Annotated in this window: 15 protein-coding genes, 1 tRNA gene and 1 pseudogene; 10 read left to right on the top strand and 7 right to left on the bottom strand. The window is 37.0% G+C overall.

Annotation, left to right across the window (positions count from 1 at the left end; translation table 11 throughout):
- Positions 1-13: 13 nt before the first annotated feature.
- The 7 genes and pseudogenes from ACEN2N_RS03525 (at position 14) to ACEN2N_RS03555 (ending at position 7,295) form a co-directional block, all read left to right on the top strand.
- Positions 14-1,294, top strand: coding sequence for a sugar isomerase (locus ACEN2N_RS03525; protein ID WP_441823019.1), 1,281 nt, complete (start codon positions 14-16; stop codon positions 1,292-1,294).
- Between the two features lie 3 nt (positions 1,295-1,297).
- A complete protein-coding gene (locus ACEN2N_RS03530) occupies positions 1,298-2,668 on the top strand; it encodes an FGGY-family carbohydrate kinase (RefSeq protein ID WP_441823020.1) in 1,371 nt (456 codons plus the stop codon).
- A 9-nt stretch (positions 2,669-2,677) separates the two neighbouring features.
- On the top strand, positions 2,678-3,829 hold the full coding sequence (locus tag ACEN2N_RS03535; protein ID WP_441823021.1) for an alpha-hydroxy acid oxidase: 1,152 nt from the start codon (positions 2,678-2,680) through the stop codon (positions 3,827-3,829).
- A 14-nt stretch (positions 3,830-3,843) separates the two neighbouring features.
- Positions 3,844-5,265, top strand: coding sequence for a purine-cytosine permease family protein (locus ACEN2N_RS03540; protein ID WP_441823022.1), 1,422 nt, complete (start codon positions 3,844-3,846; stop codon positions 5,263-5,265).
- A 465-nt stretch (positions 5,266-5,730) separates the two neighbouring features.
- A pseudogene (locus ACEN2N_RS03545) lies at positions 5,731-6,096 on the top strand (carboxylesterase family protein).
- Positions 6,062-6,955 carry a carboxylesterase family protein gene (locus ACEN2N_RS03550; RefSeq protein ID WP_441823023.1) on the top strand — a complete coding sequence of 298 codons (894 nt, stop codon included), beginning with the start codon at positions 6,062-6,064 and terminating at the stop codon, positions 6,953-6,955. Before ACEN2N_RS03545 ends, ACEN2N_RS03550 begins: the two are co-directional and overlap by 35 nt.
- A gap of 202 nt (positions 6,956-7,157) precedes the next feature.
- Entirely contained in the window at positions 7,158-7,295 is a 138-nt protein-coding gene (locus ACEN2N_RS03555; protein WP_027065147.1) for a hypothetical protein, read from the top strand.
- A 195-nt stretch (positions 7,296-7,490) separates the two neighbouring features.
- On the opposite strand, the gene ACEN2N_RS03560 is transcribed toward ACEN2N_RS03555, so the two are convergent.
- From ACEN2N_RS03560 to dinB, 3 genes are all read right to left on the bottom strand, one after another.
- Positions 7,491-10,469, bottom strand: coding sequence for a DNA polymerase III subunit alpha (locus ACEN2N_RS03560; protein WP_441823024.1), 2,979 nt, complete (start codon positions 10,467-10,469; stop codon positions 7,491-7,493).
- The gene (locus ACEN2N_RS03565) at positions 10,423-10,653 is read right to left on the bottom strand and encodes a hypothetical protein (RefSeq protein WP_441823025.1); all 231 of its coding nucleotides are present in this window, start codon (positions 10,651-10,653) and stop codon (positions 10,423-10,425) included. The genes ACEN2N_RS03560 and ACEN2N_RS03565 overlap by 47 nt, the downstream gene beginning before the upstream one ends.
- Before the next feature lie 541 nt (positions 10,654-11,194).
- On the bottom strand, positions 11,195-12,409 hold the full coding sequence (dinB, locus tag ACEN2N_RS03570; RefSeq protein ID WP_441823026.1) for a DNA polymerase IV: 1,215 nt from the start codon (positions 12,407-12,409) through the stop codon (positions 11,195-11,197).
- A 277-nt stretch (positions 12,410-12,686) separates the two neighbouring features.
- Here dinB and ACEN2N_RS03575 point away from each other — a divergent pair, with 277 nt between their 5' ends.
- Positions 12,687-13,565, top strand: a complete 879-nt coding sequence (locus ACEN2N_RS03575; protein ID WP_441823027.1) for a hypothetical protein — start codon at positions 12,687-12,689, stop codon at positions 13,563-13,565.
- Position 13,566: 1 nt separating this feature from the next.
- Here the strand turns inward: ACEN2N_RS03575 and ACEN2N_RS03580 are convergent, their stop codons facing one another.
- Entirely contained in the window at positions 13,567-14,031 is a 465-nt protein-coding gene (locus tag ACEN2N_RS03580) for a hypothetical protein (RefSeq protein WP_441823028.1), read from the bottom strand.
- A gap of 15 nt (positions 14,032-14,046) precedes the next feature.
- Positions 14,047-14,520, bottom strand: a complete 474-nt coding sequence (locus tag ACEN2N_RS03585) for a hypothetical protein (protein ID WP_441823029.1) — start codon at positions 14,518-14,520, stop codon at positions 14,047-14,049.
- Positions 14,521-14,793: 273 nt separating this feature from the next.
- Between ACEN2N_RS03585 and ACEN2N_RS03590 the strand changes: the two genes are divergently transcribed.
- Entirely contained in the window at positions 14,794-16,128 is a 1,335-nt protein-coding gene (locus ACEN2N_RS03590) for a phospholipase D-like domain-containing protein (RefSeq protein WP_441823030.1), read from the top strand.
- 152 nt (positions 16,129-16,280) lie between these two features.
- Complete coding sequence (locus ACEN2N_RS03595) at positions 16,281-17,333, top strand: DNA cytosine methyltransferase (RefSeq protein ID WP_441823031.1); 1,053 nt, start codon at positions 16,281-16,283, stop codon at positions 17,331-17,333.
- Between the two features lie 21 nt (positions 17,334-17,354).
- On the opposite strand, the gene ACEN2N_RS03600 is transcribed toward ACEN2N_RS03595, so the two are convergent.
- Together ACEN2N_RS03600 and ACEN2N_RS03605 are read right to left on the bottom strand one after the other, a co-directional pair.
- Positions 17,355-18,158, bottom strand: a complete 804-nt coding sequence (locus ACEN2N_RS03600; protein ID WP_441823032.1) for a CPBP family glutamic-type intramembrane protease — start codon at positions 18,156-18,158, stop codon at positions 17,355-17,357.
- 469 nt (positions 18,159-18,627) lie between these two features.
- Positions 18,628-18,707: transfer RNA gene (locus ACEN2N_RS03605), tRNA-Leu, on the bottom strand.
- Between the last annotated feature and the right edge of the window lie 71 nt (positions 18,708-18,778).

The following is an 18,778-nucleotide window of genomic DNA, read 5'->3' on the forward strand; positions in this document are numbered from 1 at the left end:
AAATCAAATGAGTATGCAACTAGATAAAGACCAAATTCTATCAGAAAATAATAGATTTCAAAGAAGTCATCAAGATTACTTTAACTTTTTATCCGATCAATTAGATAATCAAGATAAAGATGTAAATGGAATTCTTAGAAAACTCGCCAATTTTCAAGTGGCAATACCTAGTTGGGCTTTAGGGGCAGGCGGTACCCGTTTTGGGAGATTCGGTTATTTTGGAGAACCAGCTTCTTTAGAACAAAAAATTGAAGATGTTGGTATTTTGCACGCATTGACAAAGACTGCAGGTGCTGTTTCTTTACACATTCCTTGGGATATTCCACAAGACTACAATGCCATAAAAGAATTAGCGAACGCAAACGACCTAGTTTTCGATGCTGTAAATTCAAATACATTTCAAGACCAAAAAGACGCGAAGGAAAGCTATCGTTTTGGTTCTTTATCGAACTTGAATGCTTCAGCACGCCAACAGGCTATTCAACATAATATTGACGTAATTAAAATCGGCGAAAAACTAGGGTCAAAAAGTTTAACGGTATGGTTGGCAGATGGCGCCAATTTTGCAGGTCAACGCAATTTTCAATCCGCTTTAACACATACTGAAAACAGCTTAAAAAGTATATATACGGCATTACCAGAGGATTGGAAAATGTTTATTGAGTACAAACCTTACGAGCCTAATTTTTACAGTACCGTAATACAAGATTGGGGCACCTCTTTTATGTTAGCAAATGCGTGCGGTGAAAAGGCATATACGTTGGTAGATTTAGGCCATCACCTACCCAATACAAATATTGAACAAATAGTGTCAACCTTAATGCTAAAAGGAAAACTAGGCGGTTTTCATTTTAACGACAGTAAGTATGGTGATGACGATAGTACGGTTGGTAGTGTAAAACCTTATGCCTTGTTCTTAATTTTTAATGAATTGGTATATGGTATGGAAAATAATCCTCAGAATCCTGATTTATCTTGGATGATTGATGCCAGCCATAATATTAAAGATCCACTTGAAGACTTATTACAATCGTTAGAAGCTATTCAAGAAGCATATGCAAAAGCACTTTTAGTAGACCAAGAAGAATTACAGGCAGCACAATCAAGAAATGATGTAACGCTTTGTCAAGAAATATTACAAAATGCCTATAGAACAGATGTGCGCCCATTATTGGCACAGGCAAGGGCTTTAAGTGGTGGTGCAATAGACCCATTAAAATCGTATCGTTCTTTAAGAATTAGAGAAGGTTTGATAAAAGAAAGAGGTATGAATTCTGTAGCTACAGGCTTATAGTTCATGAAAAAAGTAACCGCCATATTCGATATAGGTAAGACCAATAAGAAGTTTTTTCTTTTTGATGTAGATTATCAAGAAGTGTATAGAGAATATACCACTTTTGATACTATTGTCGATGAAGACGGTCACCCTACAGAAGATTTAAAATCGCTTCAAAATTGGTTAAAAAATGTGTTTGACAAGATTTTAAAATCGGAAAAATACAATATAACGGCCATTAACTTCTCTACCTATGGGGCCAGTTTGGTTCATTTGGATGAACAGGGAGAAGTTGTGACTCCCTTATATAATTACACCAAGCCTTTAGATAAAAAAGTGATAGATTCCTTTTTTGAAAAATATGGCCCTGAAGATAAAATATCAGTTACAACAGGTTCGTCTAATGATGGTATGCTTAATTCTGGCATGCAACTATATTGGTTAAAACACACCAAACCTGCTGTTTTTAAAAAGATTAAATTCTCGTTACATTTACCACAATACATTAGCTATATTTTTACGGGTATTCCCATTAGTGAATACACTAGTATCGGTTGCCATACATCGCTTTGGGATTTTTCAAAGAAAGATTATCACGATTGGGTATATGCAGAAGAATTTCACAAAATTTTACCTCCTATCGTTTCAACAGAAACGAGTATTAATCTTAATTACAACGGTAAACGAATAAAAATTGGTGTAGGCATTCACGACAGTTCTGCTGCACTACTACCGTATGTAAGAAGCATTAAAAAGAAATTTATTTTGGTTTCTACAGGTACATGGAGTATTGCTTTAAATCCGTTTTCAGAAAAATTATTGACTAAAGAAGACATTGATAAAAATTGCATTAATTATATGCGGATCAATGGCAAACCTGTAAAATCTGCTCGCTTGTTTTTAGGAAATGAGTATACGTTACAAGTAAAAGAAATGGCTGAATTTTTTGGTGTTAACGAAGATTACCACAAGTCGGTCAAATTTAATAACGATACCTATTTCGAAATTGTAAAGGATATGGACCCCATCTTTAAATGGAAAGGGTTCACAACCAAACAAATGCCAAAAAAAACCAACATATACTATGATAATTTTGAACATGCCTATCATCACTTAATGACTGAATTGGTCTTGCTACAAGTTGAAAGTATTAAGATTGCAGCAGGTGACGAACCCATAGAAAAACTTTATATTGACGGCGGTTTTAGTGATAATGATGTTTACATTAAATTGCTATCCCATTATTTAAGAAACATGGAATTACGCACTACAGATTCATCTTTGGGATCTGCATTGGGCGCAGCGATCGCTATTTCTGATAGTAAGTTGAATTCCAAGTTCTTGAAGAAAAATTACAGTTTAAAAAAACATGTTCCGTTCATTATAAAATAAGAAAGAGTTATGGCGAATAGTTTCAATTCAGATTATCCATCAGTAGATGATTTAAGAATAAAAGCGAAAAGTAGAATACCAAAATTTGCTTTTGAGTATTTAGATGGAGGTTGTAATGAAGATGTTAGCCTTGCTAGAAACACCTCAGAAATACGTAAAGTACAATTACAACCACGCTATTTAAGAAATCAAGGTACCAGCTCCACAAAGACAAAGGTGTTGGGTATGGAATTCGATGCACCTTTTGGTATAGCACCCGTAGGTTTACAAGGCTTAATGTGGCCAAATACACCTGCAATTCTAGCAAAATCTGCCTACAACCATAATATCCCATTTATACTTAGTACGGTTACTACGATGGATATTGAAAAAGCAAGTGAACTGACGGAAGGCAATGCTTGGTTTCAATTGTACAACCCGGTTGATGATACCATACGAGATAGCATCATTGACAGAGCTGAAGCAGCTGGTTGCCCTGTATTGGTGTTACTTTGCGATGTACCCACTTTCGGTTATCGTCCTCGTGATTTTAGAAACGGATTAGCATTACCTCCAAAAATGACGGTTTCAAACATCCTACAGATTTTAGGGAAACCAAATTGGGCATTCAATACTTTAAAATATGGCCAACCTACTTTTGAGACTCTAAAACCCTACACACCAGAAGGATTGAATTTAAGACAACTAGGTGCGTTCATGGACCAAACTTTTTCTGGAAGATTGAATGAAGAAAAAATAAAACCGATCCGTGATAGATGGAAAGGAAAATTAGTTCTGAAAGGCGTAGCCTCTGAGCAAGATACACATGACGCTATTCGTATGGGGTTTGATGGTATTATTGTTTCTAACCATGGAGGCAGACAGTTAGACGCCGCACAATCTACTATTAATTCATTACAAGAGATTACAGCAAAATATAGTGACCAAATAGAAATTATGATGGATAGTGGTCTTCGCTCAGGTCCTGACATAGCGCGTGCCATGGCATGCGGTGCAAAATTCACTTTCATGGGCCGCTCTTTTGTTTATGGAACCGGAGCTTTAGGAAATAAAGGAGGAGACCACACGATTAGCATGCTAAAGACACAGTTTAAACAGGTGATGGACCAATTATGCTGTGAACGCGTAGAGGATTTACCAAAACATTTAATAACCACTTAAAACCAACCACCGCCATGAGCCAAAATCACCAAGAAGAAGAAATAATTGAAAAGTTGGCCGGTGGCGAATTTGAAAGAGAACCCGTACCCAAATCCAACCTTAAAAGTTGGAAAAGTTTTTTAGGTATGTATGCAGGTGAACATGCCGCAGGCACTGAATTTGTAATTGGTCCATTATTTTTAACTACTGGCGTAAGTGCTTTTGACTTAATAATCGGTTTACTTTTAGGAAACCTCATGGCGGTAATCAGCTGGCGATTTTTGACTTCTGAAATAGCCGTTAAAAGAAGACTGACCTTATACTATCAATTAGAAAAAATCTGTGGGAAAAAATTAGTTGTTGGGTATAACCTTGCCAACGGAATTTTATTCTGTTTTTTAGCAGGTGCCATGATTACGGTTTCTGCAACGGCAGTTGGTATTCCTTTTGACATGGAAATGCCTAAACTAACCGACACTATGCCCAATGGGCCAACTTGGATTATTATCGTATTGGTACTTGGCGCGGTTATTTCGTTAATTGCTTCTAAGGGATATGACACGGTATCAAAAGCTGCAAACTGGATGTCTCCAATTATCGTATTAGCTTTTTTAGCCTGTGGTATTGTAGCATTACAGCAATTAGGTGTAGGTAGTTTTCAGGATTTTTGGAATATTTGGGGCGAAGGTGGTGAACCATTTCCTGGGCAAATAAAATATACATTTTGGCATGTTTTCTTTTGGTCTTGGTTTGCTAACGCCGCAATGCATATAGGTATGTCCGATCTTTCCGTATTCCGATTTGCCAAAAAAGCAAGTTCCGGATGGACTACCGCTGCTGGTATGTATGTGGGCCATTATATGGCATGGATTGCCGCTGCATTAATTTATGCTGTTTATGTTCAAACGCCAGAAGCGCAAGCTTTATTGGCACAAGGTGAAGCACCTAATGTTGCTCCTGGTCCTTTGGCGTATAATGCAATAGGTATTTTTGGAATCATAGCCGTGGTATTGGCGGGGTGGACAACAGCAAACCCTACCATTTATAGAGCAGGATTGGCATTTCAAGCCATTATGCCAAAAGCTTCCACATTTTGGGTAACAATTTTAGCAGGTTCCATTGCCACCATTGCCGGACTATTCCCTGCCTTTGCTATGAAATTATTAGATTTTGTGGCGCTGTACGGATTTATTTTAGCTCCTGTTGGTGCGGTTATCGTATTTGAACATTTCTTTCACAAGCAAGCTGGCATAGTTCAGAATTATGCAGAAGTAGCCAATATAAAATTCAACAAATCAGTTCTATTGGCATGGGGTATCAGCTTCGGGTTATTCTATTTTATATCCGTTCAATTTGATGTTTTCCTTTCTTTTGTAACCTTACCTGCTTGGTTGCTATGTGGTGTTTTATTCTTGGTGTTGAGTAAATATTCTCAGAAGAAAATAACAACCAGCTAAACGTTTCTACATAAATTCTTTAAAAAAAGGGAATGATGCTATTTAAGTATCATTCCCTTTTTATTCTATCCCTTTCTATATTCAAAGCTTAGCAAGTAACTAATTTAGTTATCAGACTGTCACATATTTAAAAATTAAATGTATTAATATTACATACTGAGACAATAGAAAATCTATCCTAATAAAAAACATTCAAATACTTCTTTTTCCCTATTCTTATCCTATAACTTAAGTTCAGCACAAAAGACCAATTCTTTTCCTTTTCAATTAATCATTGAAAACAGAATTATAGAAGGTAACTACGACACACATACTGGAATACAGCGATATTTTGGTATTCCATTTGCCTAACCACCATTTGGTGAACTCCGTTGAAAAGCACCGCAACCGCTAGATGATTAGGATGGTATAAAAGAAACAAAGTCGTTTGGACCAAGACCAATGCAAACCTTGGTTTTTGGAGACATGAACTCAAGGTCTAATGGTGTTAACGAAGATTGTCTTTACCTAAAATTATGGACCCCAGCGAATATGGATACTAAGAACTTGCCTGTTCTTGTATACTTCTTTGGCGGTGGTAATGTTGCTGATGATGCCTCTGAACCAAGATAGGATGGAGAAAGTATGCCCAAAGAAGGCATTGTTGTGGTTACCACCAACTACAGACTTAATATTTTCGGATTTTTAGCTCACCCTGAATTGAGTACTGAGGCTTCTTATAAAGCATCTAGAAATTATGGTTTATTAGACCAGAATGCGGCATTAAAATGGGTTAGTAAGAACATTGCCGCTTTTGGTGGAAACCCTAAAAAAAGTAACCATTTCAAGTGAATCTGCAGGGTCTATAGGTACAAGCCAACAAATGGCTTCGCCTTTATCAAAAAATCTTATTGAAGGTATTACAAGTGAAAGTGGTGGTGGCATCAACCCAACCATGGCTGCGGTACCTTTGAAAGATGCTGAAAAAACCGGATTAGATTTTGCAAAGAGTATAGGATATTCCACTCTTTCAGAATTGCGCAAATTGAGTACAAGAGAAGTATATGAACTTTACAATAGGTCGAAAAAATTTGGATTTCCTGCTGTTCTAGATGGTTACTTTTTGCCTAAATCACTTCCTGAAATATTAGAAAGTAAAGAGCAAGCGATGGTTCTTTTATTACTAGGTTGGAATTCTGTCGAGATTCCTGGTTTAGCTTTTACAAAAGGTCCTTACACAGAAGACAATTATATAAACAAAGTAAAAGAAGCGTATCCAAAAGAATACGAAAAAGCACTAGAGCTATACCCACATGGTTCTGAAAAAGAAATTGAACTATCGGCAACGGCATTAGCTTCTGACCGGTTTATATCATACAGTACATGGAAATGGTTTGATATACATAGAAAAAATAGTAATCAACCAGTATACCGATATCTGTACAGTAAACTAAGGCCGCCCTTAGTTGATAAAACATTAGCTTCTGGCTTGGCTGGCGGAACAGTAGCAAATGAGTCTGATAATCCACCGGCACCAAAAGCGGTAGGTGCGGCACATGCCTGCGAAATTGAATATTGCATGGGGAATTTACACTTGGTAAAAAACTATTCTTGGACTGCAGATGATTTTAAAGTATCAAAAGAAATGATGACCTACTTCGCCAATTTCATTAAAACAGGCAATCCAAATAGTGAAGGGCTACCTACATGAGATGCCGCAGAAGCAAAAGATACCCATCCCCTAGTTATGGTAATAGACACGGAAAGTAAACTGATAAAAGCCAAAAATGATGCTCGGTATGAGTTTTTAGATAAGGCTTATCAAAAATAACTAAATACAGTAAATTTGGAAATAGTGTTTTTGAGCTACTTTTTAAATTAAAAGCAACCAACAAAACTTGTAAATTAGTCACATGAAAAAACTAATTCAAATTATTGGTGCGTGGTACGGCGCAAAGAAAATAGGCGGAGGTAAATGTGGTTGTATAGGAACCGTGTTTGTGTTTCTTATACTATACTGGATATTTGGTTATGTGTTAGAGGCTTTTTAGGTAAGTTGGTTGCTAGTTGTTCGTTGTCGGTTGATAGTAATTACGCCAAGCGCTAAACGCCTTTCGCTGGGCGCTTCAATTAGGCTTCGCCCGTGACGCAATGTCCGGGGTGCTTTTCGTCTCGCGATGAACTTCACGAAATAATTATTTTGCGCTAAGCGCATGGCGCATTGCGAAAAGCGAACGGCGCTTCCTCTATTCTCTAACGTCAATTTTCTCTCCTCTTTCCCCTTCTTGGTTATTCGCCTTCTTTTGGTCAAAAACCTTGGCGCTGGTTTTCATATCGGCATACCTTGGGTCTTGAATGAAATCTTGTTTTTGTAGTTTAATAACCTCTATACTCAAGAAACCGAATTCACTGACCACTTTACCATAGAACCGATATATTCCTCTTCCCCTAAACATATATTTCGCCGCTACGGGAGGAAACAATACCGCATCAAAAACTTGCCCTTGTTGGTCTAATAATGTAGCAAAAAACATTGCTTTACCTTTTTGAGTTCTGGTACGTTTTACTGTAATTAAATACCCATAAATATCAATATTCTTGTTCAGGTATATTTCGAAATCTTTACTCCCCGAAGTATTTAATGGCACCTCTTCCAAAAGTTCAAACGGACTACATAAACTAAACCCTAACAGTTCTAACTGCGTAAAAGCAACTTCTAGATTCGTACTGTACAAAGACGGAATTTCGAAATGTTGCTGTTTTGGCGCGAACAATTTTGGGTGGTCTATTTTCTTGGTTTTGTTCAAAAACAAATGTGCTTTCCAGAGGAGTTCGTGTTTGTTGGTATCCGTAAATCGGAAGGCATCAATCCGTATTAAAATACTGACTTGTTCTATGGATATTATCAACCTATCCAAGAAATCTTCCAACGAATTGAACTCTCCCTTTACAAAGCGTTCTTTTAGTATACGCTCCATCACCCGTTGCTCCAATTCCCGTAAATAGCCTAATCCTAAATACAATTCTTTTCCATAAAGACAATTACCCGCATTACTTCTATTAACGCAAGGCGGATGTATCGTTGCACCCAACATACGAGCTTCATGCACATAGAACTCAGGCTTATAAAATCCGCCGCCATTATTAAGTACTGCTACCATGTATTCTAACGGATAGTAGGCACGTAAAAACAAACTCTGGTAACTTTCTACTGCGTAGGAAGCGGAATGCCCTTTAGCAAAAGCATAGCCTGCAAAACTTGCTACTTGGTCCCAAATCTCTTGAATGAGTTTCTCGGCATATCCTTTTTTACGGCAGTTATCCATAAACTTATCTTGCACTTTTTGAAACTCTTCACGAGAACGGAACTTACCACTCATTCCGCGTCGTAATACATCGGCTTCGCCTAAATCTAGATCCGCAAAATGGTGGGCAACTTTTATCACATCTTCTTGGTAGACCATAACTCCGTACGTCTCCGGCATAATTTCTAACATCACCGGATGTGCCAGCTCCTCTGCCCTACCTTTATTACGATGTCGAAGAATATATTCACGCATCATTCCGCTTTTAGACACTCCGGGTCGAATAATAGAACTTGCTGCCACCAATCCCAAATAGGTATCGACTTCCAGCTTCTTTAATAACATCCGCATGGCGGGAGATTCCACATAAAAACACCCCATACACTGAGCCGTTTTTACCAAATTATTGATTTTAGGGTCTTTTTTGAATGCCTTGATATCATGAATATCAAACTTGGCAAATTCTTCTGGGCGGTCGCGTTCTAAAATATCAAGCGTCTCTTTTATTTTCGAGAGTCCGCGTTGGGCAAGAATATCAAACTTAAAAATACCGACATCTTCAGCGATAATCATATCGAACTGCGTGGTGGGGAATCCCTTTGGCGGCATATTCGTTGACGAAAACCAATGAATAGGTTTCTCGGTAATTAAAATTCCGCCAGCATGTATACTCAGGTAATTAGGCATGCCGTGTAGCAATTGTGTATATTTCAATACCAAAGTCGAAATAGTATCTAACCGACTTGCCTGAATATTACCATCGCACAGTAAATCGATTTCATCTTTTGGCAGACCGAAAACCTTACCCAACTCCCGAATTACACCCCTTGATTGAAAAGTAACATAGGTACCCAACAGTGACACATTTTCGAAACGATTGAAAATATACTCCGTCATTATAGGTCTATCGCGATGTGAGAAATCAATATCAAAATCGGGCGGATTCACTCGATACAGATTAATAAATCGCTCAAAATACAGGTCGAGCTCCATCGGATCCACGTCGGTAATAAAAAGCAGGTATGCCACAATACTATTGGCACCACTACCCCGACCTACGTAAAAGAAATTCTGCTTTCGGGCATAGGAGACAATATCCCAATTGATAAGAAAATAAGATACGAATCCCATTTTTTTAATGAGGTAGAGCTCTTTCTCTAAACGGTCTAAAATAGGCTGGTCTATTTCTGGATATCGCTTCGGTAATCCCTCTTGGCATAACTGCTCTAGAAATACCTCATCTTCTTCTTTACTGCCTAAATATCTACTCAAATTCTGAGGTTCTCGCCCTACCGAAAAATCAAAATGAATGGAGCAGGCATCCATCAACTGCTGGGTATTTTCTAGTATAAAACTATGTTCAGAAAAATGAGCCGCCAAGTTAGGTATCGCATACATATGCTCATCATCGCGCGCCTGCTCGGTAACCGACAACATACTCAACAAGGTGTTGTTATCAATAGCACGTAGTAATCGGTGGGCATTAAAATCGCGCTTGTTTCTAAACGTAACCGGCTGCAACAATACGATTTTATCGCGCTGCTCTAGTAATTTTGAAAAGCGGAGCCGTTTTAGCTCATTAACAGAAACCCCAATAAACTCATGTGCAGCAAAGACTTTTTTTTCGCTCTGTAGGACTTTCTCAAAGGGATAAATAACAAACACATCTTTGAAATCTGGAGCGATTTCTGGCATTTTCTTGCCGTGATGTATGTGATGTGATAAAAAGTTATTGAGTTCCAGAAACCCCTCATTATTCTTTGCTACACCTACAAAGCAAGGCTCCACTCCGTTTCTGAAATCGATACCCAAAATAGGTCGCACATCATATTCAGGTGCTTTACGAACAAAGTTTAAACAAGCCGATGTATTATTAATATCTGTCAATACCAATTGCGTTACCCCATGGTCTTTTGCCAATTGTAATAGCTCCAGTTCCGAAAAGGTCCCGTAGCGAAGGCTGTAGTATGTGTGATTGTTTAGGTACACTTTTTTCGTTGTTGGTTGTTCGTTTTTTTGCGCTGGGCGCTGTTCGCTTGACGCTACGCGCTATACGCTGTGCTTTTGGTTGTTGGTTTTTTGCGTTGAGCGCTGTTCGCTTCACGCTAAGCGCTATACGCTATTTTTTTGCGCTTCGCGTGCGGCGTTGGGCGTGTGGCGCATTACGTTTTCTCACTCATCACTTCACTTCGGCTACGCTCAGTGAACGGATTTCGTCTTTGCGAGGTATTTTCTGCCGAAGCAATCTGCCGAAAGTAGGTACATCCGAATATCATTGTAAGACCAATTCAACAGATCATTTCGTCGTGCCTCCTCGTGAAGACGTTTATACGCTTAGCGTATGGCGTGCGGCGCAATGCGCTTTTTCTCTTCTCTATTTTCTATATTCTCTTTTCTAACTTCAACTTTCTCACTCAGCACTTCACTTCGACTACGCTCAGTGAACGGATGTCGTCTTTGCGAGGTTTTTCACCGAAGCAATCTGCCGAAAGTAGGTACATCCGATTATCATTGTCACCCCAATTCAACAGATCACTTCGTCGTTCCTCCTCGTGAAGACGTTTTTGCGCTTAGCGGTTTTCATCCTTAACAACCATCAACGAACAACCAACAACATTTCATCCCCCCTTTGGGGGCTAGGGGGATTACATCTTCCGATGCGCAAGCACAACAGGCGGTAATCCGTTGAAAGGGTTATGCATTCTCCCGATTGTTTTTGCTCCCATGCCCGATGCTCGCAATACACTTTTATCTCCGTAGCGTTTTCGAATGTTATCTAAGGCATTGTAAAGGCTTAGTATTTCTTCGGTATCATCGAATAAATTGATTTGGTAATTACCCGATACTAAATGACTGAAACGTATACCAATTAACCTTACTAATAACCTACGGTTATATAAGTTCTTGAACAGATCCAAAATTTTAGGTATTAAAATATGGTCTGCGCTGGTATAGGGGATCCGCATTTGCTTTGAATAGGTATTAAAATCTGAATATCGAATTTTTACTGAAATACAGGCGGTTAGCTTATCTCCACGTCGTAATTGATATGCCAGGTTTTCGGTCATGGCGATTAAAATACCACGTAGTCGGTTTACATCTATAGTGTCTTTATCAAAAGTTCGTTCCGTAGAAATTGATTTTCGCTCACAAAACGGAATCACAGGTGTATTATCTATACCATTGGCACGTTTCCATATGACTCCGCCATTAGCACCCAACACCCGTTGCATTACCTCCATCGGCATTTCTTGAACCGTACGTACTTGTCGCAAACCCAAATTCCGTAAGGTCTGATAGGTTTTATCACCCACCATAGGTATTTTTTTTATGGATAGCGGAGCTAAAAAAGGTTTTTCCAGCCCTTCATCTATCTTCAATTGATTATTTGGTTTCGCCTCGTTCGTTGCTACCTTAGAAACAACCTTATTAGCCGACAATCCGAAGGAAATGGGGAGTCCCGTTTCTTTAATAATCTTCTTTCGCATTTCAGAAGCATACTGGTAACAGCCGAAAAAGCGATCCATACCGGTGAGGTCTGCGTAGAACTCATCGATGCTCGATTTTTCAAATACGGGTACGTACTCTTTTATGATTTCTGTTACCACATCTGAGTGTTTACTGTAATCACCGGCATTACCTCGAATTACAACAGCATCAGGACACAGTTCGCGTGCCATTTTCATGGGCATGCCCGAATGCACACCGAATCCGCGAGTTTCATAACTACATGCCGCTACTACACCGCGATCTCCCGTACCGCCCACCAATAAAGGTTTATTATGCAACTCCCGATTATTGAGTCGCTCTACAGATACATAAAAAGTATCTAAATCTATATGAAGTATGGTCTTGCTCATAACTATCCCTCTAAAAAATCGGGATAGCTAAATTATGGATTATTTCCAATTATTAGGATTATTTCCATTTTTTAACATTTTAAAATAAAAGCTGTAGAAACTTAAAATTTGCAAAAACAGCTTACAAAAAGAGACTAATTAAACATCACTACTTTAAAAAAGACCTACTATTATATTAAACTGGTACAAATTTTCGTTTACTAACATATATCTCGTAGATTTTAAAGGTGTTAAACCAATACAGGTTTCATACTATCTTTGAGATAATACAATATATATGCATCAAATTCATTTCATATTATTATCTGCCCTATTACTAGTATCTACTATTAGTTTTGCGCAAGATACCGCTACCATAAATATCGTTTCCCCAAATGAAAATACTGCCTGGAATATTCCGGATAAAATTGCTTTGGAGTGGAATACAATTAAAATCGATACTAGTAAGTCCATTCGTTTTTTTCTGGTACGTAATGAAATGGTAGTACAAGAGCTTGGTTCTTTTAAGAATGATGGTTTTGAAGACGAAATCGAATTGGCGAAAAACATTGGCTCTGGCAATAGATATCAAGTCGTTGCCATAGAACTATTCCCCGATGACAAATTCAATATTGCCAAAAAGGTAACCCCGTTCTTCTCGATAACAAATGCAGCATCCGACGAAAGAAAGAAAAAACAGCAGCTGGCAAATATGAACACCGTTGTTGCTAAAAAGAAATCTAAAAGCAAGGCAAAAAAACAAGCTACACCGAAACAGACTGAAGTAGTTAAAGTAGAAAATAAAGCCGAAAGTAAGCCCGAAGTTAGAGATAGCTTTGATGGCAGAAAAATTTCATATACCAAAGAGTTCGAATTCGAATCTGAGAATCTTATCGTAAAAATTTGGGACCATGGCAGACAAGATGGTGATATTGTATCTATCTATCTGAACGGTGTACAAGTAGTGAAAAAGTACTATTTAACCTACTGGAAAAAGGAGTTCAAAATAAAGCTCGACCCTAAAAAATCTAACGATCTATTCCTATATGCCCATAATTTAGGCGATTCGCCACCAAATACGGTTTCGGTAGAAATATCTGACGGTAAAAAATCTGAAAATATTGTTTTGAACTCCGATTTACAAAGTTGTGAGGCGGTATTGATCAGTGTAAAATAGGTTACCCTTTCATAAATTGAATTAAGTAAGCAATTAAAATACTTACAAAAAGACCCATGTTTACTTTGGCAAAATCATTCACCAATATTTTATAGGTTTTTTTCAATTCTCCTTTCTTTAGGCGGTAGCTTATAGCAATTTCCCTACCTGCCAAAATTCCGATAAAAGCCCATGTAGTACTCATTGGTATGGTATTTACTGTCGTAAAAAAGAATAACAAAAGACCATAACAAGCATCGATTATTGTTGCCGAACGTATATGCTGAGTATTCGATTTTTGATTCACTATCCCTTGAATCTTACCACCTTTCGAATTAAATATATATGCCATAATGAGCAGAATAAGCGCTAATGAAAATACGAGTTCAACCAATGATAATTGCCTCGGAAGAAATACAAAAATATTGGCAAAATCTTGTATTAACCACTGCGACCAAAGAAAGCCTGTTGAAAACCATTGCGCCACTAGCCAATAGGGTCGCTACTTTTTCTTATCCATTAATCGAATAGAAGCCGGAGATTCAAATTTTTTCGTCAAAATTAAATACAGCACAAATGCGGCAACGAAAGCAAGTGAATATCCGAATACAGATTTAAGTATCATTTTTTCTATCAGTTGGCTCGATGAAAAAACACTTAAAATCATAAACGTAGTACTTGCAGGTATACCAAAACGGGTAATTACCATTAAAGAGATCGGTGCCAATAAATACCACCAAGGCATTGGATCAGGTAGCGGAATATTCGACAACCTGCCATAAGAAACATCGCCACCGTTCATATACCAGCCATAAACCAACGTAACCGTTAAAATAGAGCCCGCAAAACCCCATAAAAGCCACCATTTCACATTTGCGTTAGAGGTAATGAAAGTACCTAATGTTTGTATTACATCATTAGCGATCACAGCATAAGCTGCTACAATAAAACCTAAATAAATAATGTATTGATCCATATATAAGTTTGATCTATAGCCTTTTTTACCACTAACAATCAATGCATTAACCTATAAAAAATAAAGGCCGAAAGTAGTATTAAAATTGATGCACTCATTTTATTTTATTAAAAATTTATCAATCACTTTTTGTGCTCTTAAAAAACATTTCACAATATAATTTCAACCATTTCAATTATTCTTAAGAATGTCGCATAAAACAAACAGATGCCTATCTTTAAGCACAGTCAAAAAACTAACTCTATTTAGGTAGCCTAATTATTATCAGCATAAATGCCATTTAAAACTTTCTTTGATGAACCTGATAATTATAAGAATCGATTTGATTTTTATGAGCAAGGCGGCTCTCCATTATTGCTTGAAAAATTCATAGAAACGATAGAAGAGCAAAAAAATGACATTGAAGAAATCAACATTTCTTGGTATCTGTATAACAATAAGCATTTACATAATTACCTTAAAGAAGTATCGCAGACCGGTATTATTGTAAATGTCATTACCATACCCTTAGAAGGGTATGACGGTTCAAAACCACAATACTTAAAACATCTTTATACCAAAGAACAAAGCACTAAAAAATTCACTAAATATGCTTTGGCAAGAGAAATTTTAGGCGAGATGTACAGAACAGAGAAATATCCAAATTTCAATTTGTACTTCTTCTCTCATCTTTATGTACGTAGTGCCTTTGTGAATAAGTTCTCTAGAGGGTCGCTCCCCTATTCGTTACACATAAAATCTGCCTATCTCAAAAAGAAAAATGGGTACACTTTGGTTTTAAGCTCTTCTAATTTGGCTGTTAGAGATTTGGTAAAATACGAATCTATGCTCTGTATTGAAAACGAGCCACATTACGAAGATAATGCCAAAGCATTCTTCATAGATCTAATACAAAACGCCATACCGATCAAAGCCTTTAAAGGAGCATTGAACACTACTTGCAATACCTATAAGAGGATAGAATTCAGCAGCTCGAATCAAATACAAATTACAGCTCCGTTTTATCATAATTCTGCTAACCAATTAGAAACTACCCTCTCTGAATACCTTTTATCTGCTAAAGATAGAATTGTCATTTGCGCACAACATTTAGCCGCTTTCGACTATACATTCAATGCTAAACATCATTCTACAATTCAAAAAAATGAAACAAGACGTGGTATTTTAGGGGCTGTGCTAGATATGGCCAACAAGGGTGTATCTGTTACTTGTTTGTCACAAACATTTGCACCAACCACTGAGGATAAGAAAAAATATGAAACGGTAAAATTTAGAAGACCGGCGAACATTGGCAATTTTCAAAAATTTTATACTGAGCTCATGCTTACTAAAAACACATCGTATTTTGTCAATGAACATCTGCATTCCAAATTTATTATTATAGACGACATGCTCATTTATTGTTCTTATAATTTTACGCCCACGCAGTTCATCTTTTTAGATAATGTCAACATTTCTAAATTCAAAAATATGCCCAATTTAAGTTATGAGGGAATTCATTGCGAAGTAGGTATGCACCTTGTTATTAAAGACCTAAATACCGTTAAATCATTCGAAAAAAATGTACAGGAAATAATTAAAAAGAAGAAAACCATACAAGTGAAATAAGTAGAAGCAGAATTACATCTTTAGAAAATCGATCGATAAGTTTACTACGCTATAAAAGCAATTTGAAATTCTAAAATGTATTTTTGTCTTTATGTGATGTTTTCTAAAAACCCTTTTAGAGAACATAATAAATTAAAGAATAGCACAAGAAAATGAATGTAGTATCGTTTTTTGCTGGAGCAGGCGGACTTGATCTTGGTTTTGAACAAGCCGGATTTAATGTGATATGGGCAAACGAATATGATAAGGATATTTGGGAGACGTATAAAAAGAATCACCCCAATACCACATTCGACAATAGAAGTATTGTAGATATACCTGCGGATGATGTACCCGATTGTGACGGAATCATTGGTGGGCCGCCATGTCAAAGCTGGAGTGCAGCCGGTGCAGCTAGAGGCATTCAAGATAAAAGAGGACAGTTATTCTATGATTTTATTAGAATACTGGAAGCCAAACAACCCAAATTCTTCTTAGCAGAAAACGTAAGTGGAATGCTTATTGGCAAACATAGCGAGGCACTTGATGGCATTAAGAATCTTTTAAAAAATGCCGGTACAGGTTATGACCTTTCATTTAAAATGCTGAATGCGTCTGACTATAATGTACCCCAAGACAGAAAACGAGTGTTCTTTATAGGTATTAGAAAAGACCTGGATTTCAAATATGAATTCCCGACAGAGACCTTTCCTAAAATAACGCTTGAAACAGCTATTTCAGATTTAAAAGATACGGCAATACCTGCGCTAGAATTCAATAATACCAATGGCAAAAAATGCACTATTACGAATCATGAATATATGATCGGTGGTTTTTCTACCATGTATATGTCTAGGAATAGAGTTCGCAATTGGGACGAACAATCATTTACCATACAAGCAGGTGGCAGACATGCACCGATACATCCGCAAGCACCAAAAATGAAGCTTATCCAAAAAGATGTTCGAGTATTCGTGCCAGGAAAGGAGAATCTTTACAGAAGACTAAGCGTTCGAGAATGTGCTAGAATACAGACATTCCCCAATGATTTCACCTTTCACTACAACAAAGTAGCGGCAGGCTATAAAATGATCGGTAATGCGGTACCCGTAAATTTGGCTAAATTTTTAGCAAGTAGTATTATGCATCAGATAAAGGCTAACGAAACTAGAAAAACTACAGTAAAAACTAATAAAAAAGCAAGTGCTTATAACCTTGCAGAATAGCTACAATATACGTGATAATTATTACACACTCTTTAGTTCTGTACTTGCCTCATTTATTTTTGGCGGCATAAAATACATGAAAATCAACATGATCAGAAAATAAAGAACCGCAAATGTAGTATAGGTATTGTCACCCGCATCTGGTGAAATCGGCAACAAAACAAGAGACATATTTAACATCGATTGTATTACCAATACACATATTCCACTTTTGGTTTTTGAGTATACAATAGCACACATACCAGCAGCTCCCATCATATTTAAAAATAATGGCCATACTGGTAAATCTTCTATTACTCCGACATTAATAAGAACGGAAGGTAGCCACCATAACGACCATACGAAACCAATAATTAGACTGGCATAGAAAGGTTTAATGATTTTTGATAGCTCACGAACGGCATATCCAATCCAGACAACTTCACCTAAAAATGCCCAAGACAATAAGAATAATGTGAATTTTAAGGTAGGTATATAAATCTCAAAATCGAGAATAGACATATCCCCATTATAGAAAGCTACAATTGATAAGGTTAGTAAACCAATTGAAAATGCGAATAGTAGCCCAAATAGATACCATTTTGGATGCACTTTCCAAATTAGCATAGGTCTAAATAAATTCTTTATTCCCTCAGTACCTTTTGTGATTTTTACAATAATAAGCAATAAGAACATCAGTGCATAAAAGCGACCATTGGTATATGGAAAGAAATCTATTAGTCCTTTACTTTTCAAGTAAGTGATTACAAAATTAAGTAAAGGTGCGAGAGCTAAAAAAATCCATATTTCGTACTTTCTTAGAAAGTCAATCATTTTTGTGGTCATCGGTAAATTTCTAATTATAGTTGGGAATTGCTATCTATTATTTTGAACTAATCTCTTGATAAAAGAAATATTTGCGAATATAGTTTTATCATTTTTTATTGCAACTCGTTTTAGTTGTAAGAGCTATAATTAAGGTTTAAACGCCAATTTTCATGTTGTTTCAACAAATAACATTCATGTATTTATTTCGCCGAAAATTCCAAAATAATCTTCATGAATTTTACCTGACACCTTAGATTCGTACTATAAACTAAAACCCGCAATTTTAAAAAGCCTTACGTAATCATGAAAAAATAATCGCTCCACACCATAATGTTGAGTAAAATCAATATTTGCTCCAATGGGCTCAATGGCAATTAAAGATGGAAGTATGTAATTCGTTTAAATAAGAAGATGTTTGAAAAAAGACAGGATACACGGAAACAAAAAAACCTAACAATCTATTTATAAGATTATTAGGTTTTTTAAGTACTCGAGGCGGGAATCGAACCCGCACTCCGAAGAACTGGATTTTGAATCCAGCGCGTCTACCAGTTCCGCCACTCGAGCAAATTTGTCATTTAAAAACGACATCCTGTGAAAACAAGACTGCAAAACTAAATAATTATTTTCTTTCTATC

The sequence above is a fragment of the Maribacter spongiicola genome (assembly GCF_052119685.1).
In the GTDB taxonomy this organism is placed as follows: Bacteria; Bacteroidota; Bacteroidia; order Flavobacteriales; family Flavobacteriaceae; genus Maribacter; species Maribacter spongiicola_A.